19 protein-coding genes are annotated in these 17559 nt (G+C 64.2%); 7 read left to right on the top strand and 12 right to left on the bottom strand.

The window, feature by feature from the left end; genetic code table 11:
• Nucleotides 1–61: 61 nt before the first annotated feature.
• The 3 genes from ABIA96_RS09050 to ABIA96_RS09040 form a co-directional block, all read right to left on the bottom strand.
• The gene (locus tag ABIA96_RS09050) at nucleotides 62–1153 is read right to left on the bottom strand and encodes a type II asparaginase (protein ID WP_502918808.1); all 1092 of its coding nucleotides are present in this window, start codon (nucleotides 1151–1153) and stop codon (nucleotides 62–64) included.
• A gap of 243 nt (nucleotides 1154–1396) precedes the next feature.
• Nucleotides 1397–1645, bottom strand: coding sequence for a hypothetical protein (locus ABIA96_RS09045; RefSeq protein ID WP_354136696.1), 249 nt, complete (start codon nucleotides 1643–1645; stop codon nucleotides 1397–1399).
• 217 nt (nucleotides 1646–1862) lie between these two features.
• Entirely contained in the window at nucleotides 1863–2825 is a 963-nt protein-coding gene (locus tag ABIA96_RS09040; protein ID WP_354136695.1) for an alpha/beta hydrolase, read from the bottom strand.
• A gap of 123 nt (nucleotides 2826–2948) precedes the next feature.
• Here ABIA96_RS09040 and ABIA96_RS09035 point away from each other — a divergent pair, with 123 nt between their 5' ends.
• Both ABIA96_RS09035 and ABIA96_RS09030 read left to right on the top strand, forming a co-directional pair.
• Nucleotides 2949–3626, top strand: coding sequence for a nitroreductase (locus ABIA96_RS09035; RefSeq protein ID WP_354136694.1), 678 nt, complete (start codon nucleotides 2949–2951; stop codon nucleotides 3624–3626).
• A 134-nt stretch (nucleotides 3627–3760) separates the two neighbouring features.
• Nucleotides 3761–3964 (top strand): hypothetical protein, encoded by a 204-nt coding sequence (locus ABIA96_RS09030; RefSeq protein WP_354136693.1) that lies wholly within the window; start codon nucleotides 3761–3763, stop codon nucleotides 3962–3964.
• Nucleotides 3965–4008: 44 nt separating this feature from the next.
• On the opposite strand, the gene ABIA96_RS09025 is transcribed toward ABIA96_RS09030, so the two are convergent.
• The 4 genes from ABIA96_RS09025 to ABIA96_RS09010 all read right to left on the bottom strand — a co-directional run bounded on the left by ABIA96_RS09025 (nucleotide 4009) and on the right by ABIA96_RS09010 (nucleotide 7095).
• On the bottom strand, nucleotides 4009–5121 hold the full coding sequence (locus ABIA96_RS09025) for an HD-GYP domain-containing protein (RefSeq protein ID WP_354136692.1): 1113 nt from the start codon (nucleotides 5119–5121) through the stop codon (nucleotides 4009–4011).
• A gap of 56 nt (nucleotides 5122–5177) precedes the next feature.
• Entirely contained in the window at nucleotides 5178–5498 is a 321-nt protein-coding gene (locus ABIA96_RS09020) for a PilZ domain-containing protein (RefSeq protein WP_354136691.1), read from the bottom strand.
• Nucleotides 5495–6616, bottom strand: a complete 1122-nt coding sequence (locus tag ABIA96_RS09015) for a DUF2336 domain-containing protein (RefSeq protein ID WP_354136690.1) — start codon at nucleotides 6614–6616, stop codon at nucleotides 5495–5497. Before ABIA96_RS09015 ends, ABIA96_RS09020 begins: the two co-directional genes overlap by 4 nt.
• A gap of 200 nt (nucleotides 6617–6816) precedes the next feature.
• A complete protein-coding gene (locus tag ABIA96_RS09010) occupies nucleotides 6817–7095 on the bottom strand; it encodes a hypothetical protein (protein WP_354136689.1) in 279 nt (92 codons plus the stop codon).
• On the opposite strand from ABIA96_RS09010, the gene ABIA96_RS09005 reads away from it, so the two are divergent.
• Nucleotides 7081–7866, top strand: coding sequence for a helix-turn-helix domain-containing protein (locus tag ABIA96_RS09005; RefSeq protein WP_354136688.1), 786 nt, complete (start codon nucleotides 7081–7083; stop codon nucleotides 7864–7866). The genes ABIA96_RS09010 and ABIA96_RS09005 overlap by 15 nt on opposite strands.
• A gap of 50 nt (nucleotides 7867–7916) precedes the next feature.
• The gene (locus ABIA96_RS09000; protein ID WP_354136687.1) at nucleotides 7917–8507 is read left to right on the top strand and encodes an NADPH-dependent FMN reductase; all 591 of its coding nucleotides are present in this window, start codon (nucleotides 7917–7919) and stop codon (nucleotides 8505–8507) included.
• Between the two features lie 11 nt (nucleotides 8508–8518).
• Here the strand turns inward: ABIA96_RS09000 and ABIA96_RS08995 are convergent, their stop codons facing one another.
• The gene (locus ABIA96_RS08995) at nucleotides 8519–10600 is read right to left on the bottom strand and encodes a methyl-accepting chemotaxis protein (protein ID WP_354136686.1); all 2082 of its coding nucleotides are present in this window, start codon (nucleotides 10598–10600) and stop codon (nucleotides 8519–8521) included.
• Nucleotides 10601–10700: 100 nt separating this feature from the next.
• Nucleotides 10701–11141, bottom strand: a complete 441-nt coding sequence (locus ABIA96_RS08990) for a DUF1810 domain-containing protein (protein WP_354136685.1) — start codon at nucleotides 11139–11141, stop codon at nucleotides 10701–10703.
• A 190-nt stretch (nucleotides 11142–11331) separates the two neighbouring features.
• On the opposite strand from ABIA96_RS08990, the gene ABIA96_RS08985 reads away from it, so the two are divergent.
• A complete protein-coding gene (locus tag ABIA96_RS08985) occupies nucleotides 11332–12291 on the top strand; it encodes a DUF2778 domain-containing protein (protein ID WP_354137118.1) in 960 nt (319 codons plus the stop codon).
• An 80-nt stretch (nucleotides 12292–12371) separates the two neighbouring features.
• Nucleotides 12372–12629, top strand: coding sequence for a hypothetical protein (locus ABIA96_RS08980; protein WP_354136684.1), 258 nt, complete (start codon nucleotides 12372–12374; stop codon nucleotides 12627–12629).
• A 78-nt stretch (nucleotides 12630–12707) separates the two neighbouring features.
• Here ABIA96_RS08980 and ABIA96_RS08975 read toward each other — a convergent pair whose 3' ends face one another.
• The gene (locus ABIA96_RS08975; RefSeq protein WP_354136683.1) at nucleotides 12708–14564 is read right to left on the bottom strand and encodes a tannase/feruloyl esterase family alpha/beta hydrolase; all 1857 of its coding nucleotides are present in this window, start codon (nucleotides 14562–14564) and stop codon (nucleotides 12708–12710) included.
• Between the two features lie 463 nt (nucleotides 14565–15027).
• Here ABIA96_RS08975 and ABIA96_RS08970 point away from each other — a divergent pair, with 463 nt between their 5' ends.
• Nucleotides 15028–15579 carry a MarR family winged helix-turn-helix transcriptional regulator gene (locus ABIA96_RS08970; protein WP_354136682.1) on the top strand — a complete coding sequence of 184 codons (552 nt, stop codon included), beginning with the start codon at nucleotides 15028–15030 and terminating at the stop codon, nucleotides 15577–15579.
• A 154-nt stretch (nucleotides 15580–15733) separates the two neighbouring features.
• On the opposite strand, the gene ABIA96_RS08965 is transcribed toward ABIA96_RS08970, so the two are convergent.
• Together ABIA96_RS08965 and ABIA96_RS08960 are read right to left on the bottom strand one after the other, a co-directional pair.
• The gene (locus ABIA96_RS08965) at nucleotides 15734–16516 is read right to left on the bottom strand and encodes an ABC transporter ATP-binding protein (protein ID WP_354136681.1); all 783 of its coding nucleotides are present in this window, start codon (nucleotides 16514–16516) and stop codon (nucleotides 15734–15736) included.
• Nucleotides 16504–17559, bottom strand: coding sequence for a dihydrodipicolinate synthase family protein (locus tag ABIA96_RS08960; RefSeq protein ID WP_354136680.1), 1056 nt, complete (start codon nucleotides 17557–17559; stop codon nucleotides 16504–16506). Before ABIA96_RS08960 ends, ABIA96_RS08965 begins: the two co-directional genes overlap by 13 nt.

Below are 17559 nucleotides of genomic sequence, written 5' to 3'. Positions count from 1 at the left end.
GCTGCGCTCCATCCGGGCTACAGCCCTCACCGGATGGTCGAAACAGACCTCACCGGATGGTCTAATAAGTGTAGAACATCCGCTGGATTTCCTTGCTGTCGGTCGTCTTGGTCAGCGCCAGCATCAGCAAAATACGCGCCTTCTGCGGGTTGAGCGTATCCGAGACGATGAAGTCGTGTTCGTCGTCCTTGGCTTCGCCATTGCGCGCGACGATGCCGTTGCCGACACGGCTGCTGCGAACGATCGCGACCCCCTTCTTGTGGGCCTCGTCGAGAGCCGGCTCGACCGCGGGTCGGGCAAGGCTGCCGTCACCCGTGCCGGCATGCACGATCCCCTTGGCGCCGGCGGCGACAAAAGCGTCGATCGCGACCCGGTTCATGTTGGCATAGCCGTAGACGATATCGACTTGCGGCAGGGTATCGAGGTTAGAGACGTCAAATTCGGAGTCTGCCGTGTGCCGGCGCGTGGACTGACGATAGAAATACGGTTTGTTGCCCTGCATGTAGCCGAGAAAACCGAGCTCCGGCGTGCGGAAGGTGTCTGCCGTCGAAGTGTTGTTCTTGGTGACCTCGCGCGCCGCGTTGATCTGATCGTTGAGAGCAACCAGCACGCCCTTGCCGACAGCCTCGTCACTGCCTGCGAGGATCACCGCATTGAAGAGGTTGACGGGTCCGTCGGCGCTGATCGCGGTCGACGGCCGCATCGCGCCGACGATGACGACAGGTTTCCGGCTCTTGACCACCAGGTCCAAAAAGTAGCTGGTTTCCTCGATCGTATCGGTGCCGTGCGTGATCACGATCCCGTCGACGTCGTCCTGCGCGAGGAGCGTGTTGACGCGCTTGGCGAGCTTCAGCCAGTAGTCATTGTTCATGTTCTCGCTGGCGATCTGGAAGACCTGCTCGCCCTTGACGTTGGCCACCGTCTTCAGTTCCGGGACGGCGTTCAGCAGGGTCTCGATGCCTACGGTGGCTGCGGTGTAACCGACCACGGTGGTGCTGCTCGCCCCGGTACCGGCGATCGTGCCGCCGGTTGCCAGTACCATGACGTTGGGCAGACCAACGCCCCTTGCATGCGCGACTTCAAGACCGATGAGCAGTGCAAAGAGCACGCTCACTGTTGCCAATATCTGGTGACGCACTCGGAGTTGCCACATCTTGACGTCCCTTTCCTGGAAAGCCTCGTCGATGCGCCCCAATTCGCTCAGCACGCCATGATCCGTCAGCCGAGGTGTTCTGTCTAGGGTTGTGATGCTCTCGAATGGATTGGTTTGGGCGATCCAGTGCGCAAAACGCTGATGGCCGGGACATACGCGCGAAAACGTGCTTCGCGCTTTGGCCCGGCCATCACGGCGTTCGTTTGCTGAGTGCTCGCTAAAGAGGCAGCGAATCCGCAGCGATCAGGCGCCCATCTCGCACTTCTTCATAAAACTGTTCTTGGCGGCACCGGCGAGGGCCTTGCCGTCGGAGCCGACAGCCTTGGTCGTGCAGGCGTCTTCCTTGCACTTCTTCATGAACGAGGTCTTGGCGGCGCCGGCGAGCGCCTTGCCGTCCTTGCCGACCGCCTTGCTCTCGCAAGTATCGTCCGCAAACGCCGAGCCTGCTGCAAAAGTGGCGACGATCGCAGCCAGGAAAATTCGCTTCATCATGGGTGTCTCCCTAAACCAAAAGATGGCGCGGGAATTGGAGCCCGGAATCGTGGCGCAATCAAGCAGGATCGCGGCCCGGCATCGGCCCACGCTTCATTTTTTCCAGCGGTCGACGGGAGCAATGGCCTTGACGGGAGCGTCATCCATGGCCGTCTGAGTCCCGGGCGCGGCTTGCCGCCGCGGACGTCGGCGCGGACTCCGCCGGGCCGTAACGCGATCAAATCCCCCGCACCAGCAACGCCCTGAAATCGGCGCGCGCACGCTGGGCCTCGGCGCGGGCGACCTCGGAGGCGTCGCCGAGGCCGAAATAGCCATGGATCAAGCCGGCGCCCCCGTGATGCTTCACGCGCACGCCGGCGGTCTCCAGCGCCCGCGCATAGGCTGCGCCTTCGTCGCGCAGCGGATCGTACCAGGCGGTGGTCACGATCGCGGGCGCGAGGCCTGCGAGCGAGGCGGCACGCAGCGGCGAGACCCGCCAGTCGGTGGCGCGACTGGCGTCGGAGAGATAATGGCCGGCGAACCATTCCATGACGGCACGCGAGAGGAAGTAGCCCTCGGCATTCTCGGCGCGCGATGGAAAGCGCGCGTTCTCGCGCGCGTCGGCATAGCTGCCCGCGACGTCGGTCACGGGATAGACCAGGAGCTGCGCGGCGAGCTTGATGCCGGCATCGCGGCAGGCGATCGCGGTGGCGGCCGCGAGATTGCCGCCGGCGCTGTCGCCGGCAACGCCAAGACGCTTTGCATCGCCGCCAAATTCCGCGACACGGTTGAACACGTCGCTGGCAGCCGCGAAAGCGTCCTCGAAGGCACCGGGAAAGCGCGTTTCCGGGGGGCGGCGATAGTCGACCGAGACCACGACCGCGCCGGTCTCGATCGCAAGGTTGCGCGCCTGCCGGTCGTGGGTCTCGAGGTCGCCCGCGACCCAGCCGCCGCCGTGGAAGAACACAACAGTGGGCGCGGGCGCGCTTCCGATGCGATAGACCCGTGCATTCAGCGGGCCGGCGCCGCCCTTCACCTTGATATCCTGCACGTCATCGACGGGCGGCGGCGGTACGGCCGCGCGCGAGTCAGCCAGTGCGCGCAAGGAATCGCGGGCGCTCTGTGGCGTCATCGTCGTGGGATCGCGCAGCGGCAGCAGCGGAATGATCTGGGCGATGACGGGATCGAGCGGTGCGGCCATGACAGCTCCTGACGGGGTTCTTGGTCTTGCTTGCGGGTTAGCATAGATTTCGCGCGCCGCATCGGCAACCGGCGACGCATTACAATCGTCATGCCGGAGAATGAACGGGCAGGAGGCCTTGAGGTGGAATTCGAAACGCTGGTCCAGTCGCGCCGCAGCGTGCGCGGTTTCAAGAACGAGCAGGTGCCGCGTGCCGTGGTCGAGGCGATCATCGAGAGCGCCAAGCGCGCGCCGTCCTCGATGAACACCCAGCCCTGGCATGTCCACGTGCTCACCGGCAGCCCGCTGGAAGAGCTGCGGCGTCGCAACATGGAAGAGATGGTTGGCGGCGCAAAGGTCAAACGTGACATCGTCAGCCACGGCGAATACCAGGGTGTGCATCGCACCCGACAGGTCGATATCGCCAAGCAACTGTTCAGCGCGATGGGGATCGCGCGCGACGACAAGCCGATGCGGCAGGACTGGGTGCTGCGCGGATTCCGCCAGTTCGACGCGCCGGTCTCGCTGGTGCTCACCTATGACCGTGTGCTCGATCCCGGCGCGGTCTGTCATTTCGATCTCGGCGCGCTCTGCTACGGTATCGTGCTGGCGGCCTGGGATCGCGGGCTCGGTTCCGTGATCAACGGGCAGGGCATCATGCGCTCCGATATCGTGCGCGAGGTCGCCAGGATTCCGGAGGAGGAGGTCATCATGACCTGCGTCGCGATGGGCTATCCCGACGACAGCTTTGCCGCGAACGCCGTTCGTTCGGGTCGCGAGGGCAACGAGGATTTCGTACGCTTCGTGGGCTTCGCCGATTGACGCGGAGAGGCCGGAGGAAATTATCCCCTTACGAAAGTTTTCGTGCGACCTTCTTGCGGCCTCTTGCAATCTCCATCGTGCAGGAGGAACAATACGCCGACTGAAAGGTTTGTTGCTGGCGCGAGGGAATTGACATGCGGCGGCTGGCTAGCCTGGTTCGACGGTTCTTCGGCCCGCGGATGCGGCGTCCGAGCGATGATGATCCCAGTCTTCCTTTTACTCCTGAAGAGTTCAGCAGGCTGGTCTGCAGTGGCCGGCGCGAGGATATGAAGCTGCTTGCCGAAGGACTGGCCAGCCGCTCGATTTCGCGCCGCATCAAATACCGGGCGACGCACTAGGCGCACCCATGACGTCATTATCCGCCCGCTGGTTTAGCGCGGGCTCAGCGTGAGAGTGCGACCTCCTTGAAGGATGTGACCAGCGCCTTCTCGAGTTTCCCGGTCATCCCGCAGAGAATACCATAGGCCTCCGTGCGCGGCATCGTCGGCTTGTAGTGCCGGTGTTCGATCAGCGCGGCGAAGATGTCCGAAATCGTGAGAATGCGCACGATGTCGTTGATGTTCTCGCTGGCCAGCGCATCCGGATAGCCGCTGCCGTCGAGATATTCGTGGTGGTGCCGGACGGCATCGAGAATTTCCGGCGAGATCTTCTCGTGGCCCTTGAGAAAATCGTAACCTGCTGCCGGGTGCGTCTCGATCATGGCGCGCTCTTCGGGATCGAGCCGGCCGGGCTTGTCAAGGATCGCAAGCGGGATCTGGGCCTTGCCGATATCGTGGAACATGGCGGCCGAATACAGGCGCTCCAGATCCATTCGCCGAACGCCGAGGCTCAGTCCGAAGTCGATCGCCACGCCTGTTACGAGCAGGCAGTGCTGGTAGGTTCCCTCGTGGTGGCGCCGCACGGTCGTGAGCCATTCGGACAGGCCATGCTCGGTGATGCGTTCGGCAATCTTGCGGCCTGCGTCCTTGGTGCCGTCGACGTCGAGCGGCTCGCCCGTGGTGACGGCCGTGAACATCGATGCGATGGCGGTTGCCGCGGTCTCGACGGCGTTGTCCGGCTGCGACTTGTTGCTGGGTGCCGCGTCGGCCTCATCGGCCAGCGCTGCCAGCAACTTGATCCGATTCATCGTTCCCGGAAGAACCAGCGTCGCGCCGAGCGCATAGGCCTGTGAAACAGATGCATGGGAGTTGTGCTCGACAAGAAAAATTCGCTTTTGCGCCTTGGCCATCTTGGCCGCGCGCTTCTTGAGCGCTGCGATTGCGCCGACATCCCGCAATTCCGCACGAATGACGATCGCGAACGGCACTTGCGATAGCTTTGCCTCCGCATCGAGCCGTTCGCCCGCAACGGTGAATTGCCGTTCCAGAACAGTGCAAGCGCCCGACAATTTGTCGGATGTATCTGCGAGCACGTGCACAAACGGACGTGCTGATTGCGCCGCTCGGATGTTGCCGCCGTCTTTGACGGGGCCGGTGATGGTTCGCGCGTTCTGCACGGGTGACCTGAACTATGCTGAGTTGACGAGCTTGATGATGTTTTGAGTCTTGCCGCCTACTTGGTCTTCTCAGCGGTCGCCTTCGCACTCGCCGGCTTTTTCCGTGTATCGCCATTGACGAAGTGAACGCCGGCCATTGTGCCATCGATCCAAACCAGCTCGCAGCGCCGATACGCCAGCCCCGTCGACGACAGCACCAGGAAAAACTCCTTGGCTTGCAGTACGTCGAGTGTGCCCTCGACCTCGATTTTTGCGCCGGTGTTCGATACATCGAGCAGGACGCAAGTGCGCCGCCAGGTGCCGTCCGAACCCATCAAATTGACGGGTTGGCGGTGGTCCATTTTCACACGAGAGTCCTTGCGACCATCGAACCTCATCGGTTAACCCCCATTTTCGCACCGCGATTTCCCGGATCGCATGTATTGGCGCTTGCTGCGATTTCCCCCCAGCGCACGGTCCATTGGCTGGTCGACAAAAGAAGCGTTTCGAAAATCAGTTGCGCGCGTTCGCGCTGCGCGAAAGAGAGCCGGGCGCCGCTGCGGTTGCTCAGGATCGCGAGCGTGGTCGCCCAGTTCAGACGCGATGCCCGGCAGGCCATCACCAGGCCCTCGCAATCGTCGTCGTTCATGAGGTGCTCGACGATTTCGGTCGGAGCCCCTGACAGCACCGACAAGGCGGTGAACAGATTGGCGGTCTCGCCGCGGATCACGAAACGGTTCACCGTGGAATCGTTGAGCTTGCCGACGCGGTTGAGTGCGACGATCTCAGGCCTTGCGCTCGCATAGTCGTCGGGGCGCGGCCGCTTCGGCGCAACAGGCGCGGGGGCTGTTGCTGCGCTCTGGGCCGGGGGCTGGGCGGAGGCATTGGGCTTGGCGGGGGCCTTCGGCCCGGGTGGCGCCGAGAGCAGCTTGCGCAGGACGATGTCAGGTATGCCGGGCCGGAGCGCCATTGCCTTCGTGATCTCGTCGTCCGCCGCACTGTTCTCGATGAGCAGGGCGCAGACCGCATCGGAGAACCTGGCTCCGGGGTTCTTGATCAGGGCAAGGCGGACCGCGCGCGTGCCACACGTGACCAGCGCTTCAGCCACGGCCGCTTCGACCCCGTCACGGGCGCAGATCGCGAGCTGATGGGTTTCACCACAGGATCTCACGACCGCGGCGAGGTCGCCGGTCGAGAGCGCCTGCGATTTGAGCAGGACGGGGCATGCGATAACCGGGTCTTCGTGGGATGCCAGATGTCGCAACGTGTCCTGCGGTGCAACATTCAGTCCGGCAAGTGCCTCGCTCAGTTGAGCGAGCGCGGTGGGCGCGACCCGCCCCATCAGCCGAAGCAAGACGCCATCGACCACATTGACCAGCAGGTCTTGAGGCTTGTCGCGGCCGGATGCGAGCAGGCGAATGATGCCTGACAAGATACGGGCGCAGCGCTCCGGCGGGCAGGCTGCGACCGCTTCTTCCAACTCAGCAAGAATATCGGCAGGTGAATTTGCCATCATGGCAGGAGCCTGAATTCTAAAAAGGACTTTGACGAATTAACCGGCCTATTGCGCCAGAGAGGCGTTAATTTGGATTTTAGACTTCGACGGTCCGGGTATCCATGCACCGCCGAAGCGGCCGGAAACGATATCGAAATTTGGCGAGCCTTGAAGCGCCGGCTTGTCCTTTGGCCGGGACGCTCGCCAACTATCGGGGCAAGTCAGGATGATTCTTTCGGGCTAACAGGACAGCCGAAGGGGAGGAATTGAACCGGCATCGTCGCCGGACGCGCATCGGTTGCGATGCTTCGTTTCATATTGCCATGAATAGTATTGATGATGCGCCCGGGTTGGCGCCCAGAATATTTCGCTTCTCTGATGTCGATGAATTTCGGAATGCCATACGGGGCCTGAATTTCGAATTCACGCCTTTTGTACGGAGGATTTCGGCTGAGCAGACCATCTTGTCGTTGCCCGGCTGCGACGTGAATTTGACGCACGCGTTTCCTCGCGTTGTCGACGCCCAACTCGTGGAGAATTGCACGGCGATCGGCTTCACGATGGACGACCTCGACGTGCCCATTCGCTTCAATGGCTCGCAGCGGGCTCGTCCGGTCATCGTCATTGGCAGCAGTGGCGCCGCTTACACCACGATCGAGGAGGTGCAGAGGCAAATTGCCTCGGTGGTCTTCAGGCCGGAGGTGACCGATCGCGGATGGCCGGGAGCTGCCTCGACCTTCAAGATATTCGAGGTGAGCGCGGCCGGATTGGGCCAGCTGCGCGACGTGGTCCGCGAGGTGCTGGCCGCTGCGTGGGAGCCGGTTGAGGCCGCCGAGATACCGTTGAAGGCCGCGGCCATGAAGGAGTCGCTGCTCGGCGCCGTCGACCAGGCGTTCGAAAGCGTGGTTTCCGCGCGCTGGGTTTTGCGCCCCAACGATGAGCGGAACTTCAAGATATTCCAGGACATCCGCGCGCTGCTGTCCGACGACCTCTCCCAACCGATCTATAGCGAGGAGATCGCGCGCAAGCTCGGGCTCTCCGTCCGCACCATGCATGACGTCGTCCGCCGTTATCGCGGCATGAGCCTGCATCGCTTTTTGCGGATGCGCAGGCTGTGGCTGGTACGCCAACGGCTGCTGGCCGGCGCCGAGAGCGTGAAGGCCGTCGCGCTGGCTTTCGGCTTCTGGCACCTCAGCGATTTCTCCCGAAGCTATCGCGACCAGTTCGGCGAGACGCCGTCGCAAACGCTGGAATTCGGGCGAAAACGATAGCGCGGCAGATCGGTTGGGGCCGTCCCGCCGTTTCGTGCTAGCCTGCCACCATGAGCAATCGCATCCTCGTCTTCTACGGGTCCTACCGGTCCGACCGCATGGGCATTCGCCTTGCGAATTTCGTCATCGATCGTCTCCGCAGCCGCGGCGAGGAGGTCGAGTTCATCGATGCCAAGGCAATCGGCCTGCCGATGCTCGACCGCATGTACAAGGAACACCCTGCGGGCACTGCGCCCGACGCGCTGGAGAAGCTGGCCGGCCAAATCCGCGGCGCCGATGGCTTTGTCTTCGTCACCGGCGAATATAATTGGGGCATTCAGCCCGGCCTGAAGAATCTCACCGACCACTTCCTCGAGGAGTGGTTCTGGCGGCCGGCCGCGATCGTGAGCTATTCCGCCGGCCGCCTGTCCGGCGCGCGCGCCTCGACCGCGTGGCACGGCACGCTGTCGGAGATGGGCATGGTGGTGATCTCGAGCACCATCGGCGTCGGACCGATCGCGCAGACGCTGTCAGCCGAAAGCGAGCCGATCGGCGAGGGCGGCAAGGCGCTGGAGCGGTCGTTCCCGCGCTTTGCCGATGATCTGGCGTGGTGGATCGAGGCGACCAAGGCGCAGCGTGCGCGCAAGGCGCCGCCTTATTGAACGCGCGCGGCTTACGCCGCCCTGACTTCGCCGAGGAAGCGATCGAACTGGCCGGCGAGGTCGCGCGACTGGGTCGAGAGCTGCTCGGCTGCACCGAGAACCTCATGGGCGGCGGCACCGGTGTCGTCGGCGGCGCGCTGCACGCCAGTGATGTTGGTGTTGACCTCCTGGGTGCCGCGGGCAGCCTCCTGAACGCTGCGAGAGATCTCCCTGGTCGCCGAACCCTGTTGCTCGATCGCGGCCGCAATCGCGGTGCCGATCTGGTCGATCTCGGCGATGACGTCGGCGACGTTGCGGATCGCGGTGACGGTCTCGTCGCTCGCGGCCTGGATCGCGGTGATCTGCTCGGAGATTTCGGTGGTCGCCTTGGCGGTCTGGCCGGCCAGCGATTTCACTTCGGACGCGACGACGGCAAAGCCGCGGCCGGCGTCGCCGGCGCGGGCGGCCTCAATGGTGGCGTTGAGCGCCAAAAGGTTGGTCTGCTCGGCGATGCTTTGGATCAGCGTGACGACGTCGCCGATCTTCTGCGCGCCCTCGGCGAGCGCGCGCGCGGTGTCGCCGGTGCGGCGGGCGTTGTCGACGGCGCGTGCCGCGATCTCGGTCGATTGCGCGACCTGACGGCCGATCTCGGCGATCGAGGAGGTCAGCTCTTCCGTGGCGCTCGCAACCGTCTGCACGTTGGTCGAGGTCTGCTGCGACGCGGCGGCGACGACTGCGGCCTGGCTGTTGGTCTGGGACGCCGTCGAGGTCATCGACTGCGCGGTGCTCTCCATGGTGGAGGAGGCGCGGGACAGGCCGCCGACCAATTCGGTGACCTTGGCTTCAAACGCGCGCGTGAGTCCATCGAGCGCCTGGGCGCGGCGCATCTTGCCGTCGCTCTCGGCCTGCTTTTCGGCGGCAAGCTTGTCGGCCCGGATCATGTTGTCCTTGAACACCTGAACGGCGGAGGCCATCGCCCCGATCTCGTCGGAGCGCTCGGCGCCGGGAATCTCTTCCGCAACGTTGCCGTCTGCGAGCTGTGACATCCGGCTCGTCAGGCTGACGATCGGGGCGCAGACGCGGCGGCGGACCATCACGATCAGGCCGGCGCTGGCGATCAGCACGGCGAGGAGGCCGATGAGTGCGATCGTGAAGCTGCTGTGCGCCGCAGCGGACGCGCCGGCGAGGATATGCTCGGCGTTGTCATAGAGTGCGTCGCGAACGCCGATGATGGAGCCGAGGCCCTTTTGTGACGCTGCGTAGTAGGTTTCGACATCGTGCTCGTACTTGCCGCTGACGGCACCGTCTTTGACCATCTTGAGCTCGGCGCCGAATTCCTCGACATAGCGCGAATGCATGGTCTCGAGCGCGGCACCGACATTGGCCGGAGTCGCGGGATTGCCGCGCAATTCCATCAGCGACATCACGATCTGGTCGCTGCGCCCCTGCATGCGGGCGACATCGGCCTTCTCGGCATCGGTCCCAACTTTCTTGCCGCCCACAAGGTTCTTGTGCACGCTGGCATTGAGGCCGCCGATGTCGCGCAGCGTCATGGCGATGTTGGCGTAGTTGGACTGGCGGTAGGCATCGCCGTTGAGGATCGCCATGCGGCGCACCTGCTCGTTGAGCAGAGCGGTCACGCCGGCGTTGAGCACGGCGTTGTCGGCGACGATCTTCCGGGCGGCGTCCTTGCGCACATCCGCCGGTCCCGCGATCGCCTTGTCGATGGCCTCGCGCAGCGCGGTGAACTTCGAATTGATGCCGTCGATGTCGCTGCCGATGGCGTTGCCGTCCTCGAAGGAGCCGGGCAGTTCCTTGCGCAGCGCGTTCATCTTGTCGCGGGCGCCGTCGGTCTGCTTGCGCAGCTTGCCATGCTGGGTCAACTGGGCCGGGTCGACGGTCGCAGGCCCGTAGAGGATGTTGGTGGCGAAGCCGCGCTCGGGGTTGAGATAGCGCGGGATGTCGCTGACGGCGCGAACGATCGCGAGCCGCCCCTGCGCCTCGGCTATCCGCTCCATCGTCTGGTATTTCGTGACGGCGACGTAGACGGCGAGGCCGCCGCCGACGGTCGAGAGCGAGACGATGGCGGTGGTCAGGAGCGTACCGATTTTCATGATCTGTCCGGCAATTGGCGCGGGTGGAGAAGGATATTCTCTGAAAAATAGAGGGAGCGTATTAATCGCGGGTTTACGCTGGCGGCCGCCGATGTCGCAGTCAGTTGGCCTTTCGATCGAGGGAGGCGAGAATCTCCAGCGTCGCGCCGTCGCGCTCGCTTGCGAAATACCGGGCGAGCGCCTCGTCGAAAACGGGCTGGTCGGAGACCGCGCCGAACAGCGTCATCGACGAACGGAATTTGACATCGTCAGGCGCGCCGAGGATCGCATTGATGGTCCGTCCGTCGACGGCAAGCACGAGGCGGGTACATTCGATCAGGCGCGGGCCGAGGATGGGGTGGGCGAGATAGGCCTTGGCTTCCGCACGCGAGCCGATTGCGTAGCGCTGGGACATGGCGCTGAGGCCGAGACCGGCGAGCTGCGGAAAGACGAACCACATCCAGTGAGATTGCTTGCGGCCGCAGGCCAGCTCCCCCAAAACGTCGCGAAAAACCGGGTCCTGGGCCCTGAGGAAGCGCTGTAGATCGAAAGGATCGGTCATTGGATACCTCAGGAGGGCCCGTCCGGCCGCGATTATGCCTAACTTTTGGCTCCCAATGTGGTAGCTGGTAGAGAGTCTCCGGGTGGGGGTTGGGCCCCCCGGGGGTCGTTTTGGGGATCTGATGGTTTCCGATCGCGCACGCGCCGAGAGGCTGTTGCCGCGCCGCCGTATTGGGCGAGCCGAGACAATACTGCTGTCTATGGCTGCCATCGCGCTGGCGCTGGGCGCCGCCGCGTGGGTCGCGGATCTCGGTGATTCGGCCCCGCTGGTCACTGCCGCGTTGCCGCCGGCCAATTCTCCCTCGTTCGACGACCGTTTTGCCTCGCTGTCGGGCAGCCCGCCCGCCCGAGAGCTTGGCCTGCGAACGATAGAGCGCTCCGCCCTGAATGCGGTCCAGCTCAAGCTGCGCGACGCCAAGGCGATGCTCGCCCAAAAGCTTCAGGGCGACGAGTGGCGTTCGACCCTCACCGATGACGACCGGCAGCAGGCGGCGGTTGATGAGACGCGGCCCTCGCAGCGCGCCGACAATGCTGTCCCGATGCCGCGCTCGCGGCCGGTGCAGGCGGATCTCTCCGTCCAGATCGCCTCCAGCCAGGCCTTTGCCGATACCAATCCCAGGGTCGACAACCGCAACTTCTTCGAAAAATTCACCGACAAGATCAAGCTGGCCTCGCTGACGCCCGACAGCGGCCTGTTCGGCAAGGCGCCGGATTTGGCCGCCCTCGGCTACGATTCGCGGACGGCGGTCTATGACATCAAGGCCAAGGCGCTTTACCTGCCGAGCGGCGTGACCATCGAAGCCCATTCCGGCATGGGCGCTCTGATGGACGACCCTGATCATGTCGATCAGCGCATGGTCGGCGCGACCCCGCCTGCGACCTACGATTTGAAGCCCCGCGAAAAACTGTTCCACGGCGTTCGGGCGTTGCGCTTGACGCCCACTGATGGCACCAGCGCGCTCGGCCGCGTCGGCCTTCTCACTCACACCTACATGCTCGGGCCGCGCGGCGATTCCAACGGCTGCATCTCGATCAAGGATTATGATCGCTTCATGAAGGCCTATGACAACGGCGAGTTCAACCGCCTGGTCGTGGTGCGGAGCCTGAGCGGAGCGGCGACCGCCTCGCAGCGCGCGAGTACCGACTCCTGATGTTCGGTATCTGACGTTTGCCTGCTGCGGCGGGGCTGCCGTTTTCCCTTCGTTAAGCCGTCATCGTCCAGAAGCAGCCCATGAGTGATCCCCAAAGTTCCGAGACCCCGCTGCGCACGACGTTCAAGATCAAGCTGAACGGTGACACGCTGGCGATCGCGACCGTCGGCCAGGCCTATCAATTCCTCACCAACTTCAAATCGGTCGAGTGGATGGAATTCCGCTCACTGCATGACGATGCCGTCCATGCGCTGGAGGGCGCCGCCGACAACGCCATGCTCGCGGTCCAGGCGACCAACGCGGTGCGCGCACTGTTCGTGAGCGCGAAGCTGCTTTGAACGGCCGCTAGCGCACACACTGCGCGCGGCGAGGTCGCGCGCAGTGCATTTGTCGAGCTCAGGGGCGGTAGCTCAAGCTCAATGCCTGTCGCCGCCGTGGCTATCGTCATCGTCGTGGAAGTCGTGATCGCCGCCCCGGCCGAAACCGGGATCGACGCACGCAAAGTTCGCGGCATCACCGGTCAGGCCGTGGCCCTTGTACGCCGGAATCCTGGGATAGACGCAGAGCGGCCGCGTGCCTCCGGTCGGGAAGTTCTGCGCAACGCGCGGATCGAACACGCCGCCGGTCGGGTAGGGCGAGGCGGTGTTGGTATTGGCCGCGACGATGCGTTCCGGCGCGATGCCGTTCTCGACCCAGTCGGTGATCGCCTTGAGCTCGTTCGTCGCGAAGCTGGTGGTGGCTGCGCCGCCGCCGCAATGGGCCATGTTGGGTACCATGAACAGCCGCGCGAAATCGGTCGCGCGATTGTCCATGCGCTGGTTCATGTGGCGGTACCAGCGGGCGATCGCAGCGCCCGAGAAGATGCCGTCATTGACCGAGGACGAAATGATCAGCTTGCCGCCGCGCGACCTGAACGGGCGCAAATCAGTTGCGACCGCCGCCATGAAGTCCATCGAACTTTCCGGATAGGCCGCAGTCTTCGTGAAGATCTTGGGCGCGTCGGTGTCGAAGTTGAATTTGAACACGAAGGCCTCCTGGCCGTTCGGTCCATTGACGGGCGTAACCACGGGCGGCGTCTGGAAGATCATCGGGATCGCGCCGGCGCCGAGCGTCAAATTGATCGCGGTGTTGACGGAAGGCACCGGTGCGGTGACGACGTTCCAGAACTGCCAGCCCGCGCCGGACGCGGTGGGCGGCGTCCAGATGCCGGCATCCCAGAACCAGTTCGAATACAGCCGTTCGCCTTTTGAGTTGACCGGTCCGGTGTAGATCTTCTTCAGCGCGTCGACCTGCGCGCCGGTCAGGCAGGTGCCGCCATGCGGCGTGCTGCCGTGCGAGCCGGTGCCGCAGGTGTAGCTGGCGAGCGCCGGATAGACCTTCTTCGCCGTGCAGGCGTGGTAATTGTCGATGATGCCATCGACGAGGCCATCGAGCGCGTCGCAGGCGCTCAGGATCGCGGCCGATGCGACCTGAAGGTCCTGCTGCGGGAACGTGTCGGGAATATAGGGTTGGCCGTTGCCGTCCTTGCTGGTTGAAAGCGTTCCGAGCACCTGCTCGTTCCAGGCTTCCGCAAGCCCCGCCTGCGGCAGGTTGAAGCCGGGATTTTGCGAGATCACGCCGTCGAACAGCCAGGGCGATCGCTGCGACGCGACCATCGCGTCACGGCCGCCGTTCGAGCAACCCATGATGTAGGAATAGACGGTGTCGAGGCCGTAAAAGTAGGAGATGATTTGCTTGGCGGTCGTCGCGGTCTTCTCGATGCCGTTGTAGCCGTAGTCGCGGCGTGCCTGCGCGTCGATCGCGAAATGCGCGGAGCCGCCGGCATTGGCGTCGTCGTCCTGATAGCCGCCGACCGCATTGGTCGCGTTGTCCTCGTGGCCGCCGTCATCGGCCGCCACCGCCCAGCCTTGCCCGAGTTCGACGCCGGCTGAGCCTTGCGGATCGCTTTGCAGGCTGCCGTCGGTGCCGCCGCCGCCCATCATCTCGAAGCGGCCATGCCAGGTATTGGGCAGATTGAGCGCAAAGCCGATGCCGTAGGTGAAGTGATCGGGGTCTTGCGTGGAAACGCGCTTGTTGATGATACCGACCACGTTGCAATAACCGGACTTCTGTGTCGCGCTCAGGATCTGCGTATTCGGCAGGGTGAGTCCGGTGAGGGCGGTACAAGACGAGCGCGGGGCCACGCCGCTCGGCGGCAGCCCGTGCGCGGCCGCTTGCGGGCCGAGAGACGCCCATGTGGCGACGATCGTCGAGGCGAGGAAAAGTCGTTTCATGTCATGCCCTCCCAGTTTCAACGTTGACGATTGGACGAAAGCACTCGACGCGCCGCGAACTGGCGAGGCGTCGGGTGGTCAGAGACGTTTTCTGAATCGTTGTTGGGAGAGATGCGCGCGCGCCGGCAAAGAGCCACGACGCGGTTGCGCGCAAAACCATTCTGCCGCGATGCGCTGTGGCACGCGGATCGTCGCCCACCCCTGATGACGGCACGGACGTTCGCTCCCCTTGAACCTGCTCGTGGTATGGCAGGTTTTCACGATCCTTAGGCGAGCCATGTTGCCGTGTCAACATGACGCATTGCGCGATATTGCCGTGCAACCTGTCGTAGAAGCTGTACCGCCGCGAGGCGCGGGATCGCACCCGACTTCTCGATCCGACTGCGTTGCGTTAGACTCACTGTCCGAATCCTGAGGACACCGCCGGATGCGCTTATGCCGGCTTTGCGAAAGATGCGCGGCGATGCAGCCAGGCAAGGCACGAGTCAGGAAGCGGATCGCGCGACCGCAGCGGGTGGCACGCGCGACCAAGCCGACGCGACCGGCGCCGCGCAGCGCACCCGGCACGAAGACGGCGAAGGTGAAACCGCTGGCGCTCGGCGACCTCTCGCAACTGCTGGGCTATTCCATCCGTCGCGCGCAGCTCTGGATCTTCAAGGAGTTCAGCCGGCAATTGGCCGCCTTCGAGATCAGTCCCGCCCAATTTTCCGTGCTCTGCGTGATCGACGCCAATCCCGGCGTCAACCAGCTCGCGGTCGCGCAGCTTCTGTCGATCGAGCGGGCAGGGCTCGGCAGGCTGGTGGATCATCTGGAGGGCCGTGGCCTGGTGCGGCGCACTGCGTCGGCGATCAACCGCCGCTATTACGTGCTCTATTTGACCGAAGCCGGTACAGCGCTGCTGGGCCGGCTGAGGCCGGCCGCCGCCGAAAGCGACAAGGCGCTCGCGGCCAAGATTGGACCGCGCGCCTACAAGGAATTGCGGCGGGCGCTGTCGATCTTTGTCGGGGACGCCTGAGCGATCCGCGGCACCATGCTGCACATGATCGCAAATGACGAGAAGTGGGCGAGCTTGCCGAAGCAGTATCAGAGCGCACAATTCTCGTAGGGTGGGCAAATGCCATGGTGGGCACGCTGCGCTTTGCCGATCCTACAAGTTCTGAGCGAGCGGCTTACGCTGCGCCCAGGCCCAGCTTCGCATAAATTCGCCTTGCGTAGACGCCGAACGCATCTGTCGTCTTCAGCGGCAGGTCGCGCGGGAAGGGCAGGTCGATCGGGATGTAATCGGCCATCTTGGCAGGTCCCGCCGTCAGCACCGCGCAATGCGAGGACAGGAACACGGCTTCCTGGATCGAGTGCGTGACGAAGACGATGGTCTTGCCGCTCTCGTGCCAGATCCGCAGCATCTCCAAATTCATCTGCTCCCGTGTCAGCGCATCCAGCGCGCCGAACGGCTCGTCCATTAAGATCAGCTTTGGATCGTGGATGAAGGCGCGCGCGATCGCGGTGCGCTGCTGCATGCCGCCGGACAGCTCTCGCGGATATTTCTGCTCGTAGCCGGCGAGGCCGACCAGATTGAGCAGATCGCGCGCTCGTTCGCGCGCGGCCTTCATCGGCAGTCCCACGATCTCGGCCGGCAGCAGCACGTTGTCCAGGATGGTGCGCCATTTCAGCAGCAGCGCGTGCTGGAACACCATGCCGACGTCGCGGGTCGGATCGAACGGGCTGTCGGCGTTGCCGATCGTCACGGTGCCGCCGTCCGCGCCGTGCAAGCCCGCAAGAATCTTCATCACCGTGGTCTTGCCGCAGCCGGACGGGCCGACTAGCGACACCAGCTCACCCTCCTGCACGTCCATCGTCACGTCGGACACCGCTAGAAACTCGGTGCCCCCGCTGCGATAGACTTTTCGGACGCCGCGCAGGCTGATGAAGGGATTTGAGCTCATGCCAGCCATTTGCTCAAGTTCGCCGCGACGAAGGAATCGTCGCTGAGGTCGGCATGCTCGCGCGAGACGCGGTCGATCTCCTCCTTCTGGCCGGGGCTGAGTCCCTCGTTTGGATCGAGGCACCACAGGCCCTGCATCAGGCCCTGGCGCCGCAGCACCTCGTGGCAGCCGGCGATGCAGCCGTGAAAATTGTTGGCGACGTCGAAGAAGGCGCTGTTGCAGTCGGTGACGCGGGCATCGAGCGCGAGCAGGTCGGCCGGCACGCTGTCCTTGTGACGCGCCGCCTTGCAGTGTTCGAACTGCTTGATGGCGCTTGCGGTCCACACCGACCAGTGGCCGAGCAGACCGCCCTTGAAGTAGGTGCGCGTGGTGACGCCCTTGTCGCGCAAATCGAACGGCAGCATCAGATCGAGCAGGATGTGATCGTCATTGCCGGTGTAGAGCGCGACGCGGTCGAGCGCGCCGGCGGCCGCGACACCGCGCAGCACATCGAGGGTGCGATAGCGGTTGAACGGCGCGATCTTGATCGCGATCACGTTGTCGATCGAGGCAAAGCGCTGCCAGAACCGGCTCGACAGGATGACGCCACCGACCGCCGGCTGAAGGTAGAACCCGACGAGCGGAATCTCTGCGGCCACAGCCGTGCAGTGCGCGATGATCTCGTCTTCCGAAGCGCTCTTCATCGCGGCGAGGCTGAGCAGGCCAACGTGATAGCCGATGTCGCGCGCCGTGCGGGCTTCGGCCGTTGCCTGCGTGGTCGGACCGGCAAGCCCCGCGACCATCGCCAGCGGCCGCTTGGTCCAGCTCGCCGCGGTCTCGGCGGCAAGCTCCAGCACGGGGCGGTAGAGGCCGACGTCGCGGATCGCGAATTGCGTGGTGTGCACGCCGACGGCAAGGCCGCCTGAGCCCGCGTCGATGTAATAGCGCGTCAGGGCGCGTTGATGTGTCTTGTCGAGCTGGCGCTCGGCGGTGAGCGCCAGCGGATGCGCCGGCAGCACGGTGCCGTCGGCAATCAGCTTGCGGATATCACTGTTGATCTGGCTGTGGTGCAT

It is taken from the genome of Bradyrhizobium sp. LB11.1 (assembly GCF_040549385.1).
In the GTDB taxonomy this organism is placed as follows: Bacteria; Pseudomonadota; Alphaproteobacteria; order Rhizobiales; family Xanthobacteraceae; genus Bradyrhizobium.
The sequence above is the reverse complement of the archived record's forward strand: the minus strand, read 5'-3'. Positions and strand labels throughout refer to the sequence as shown.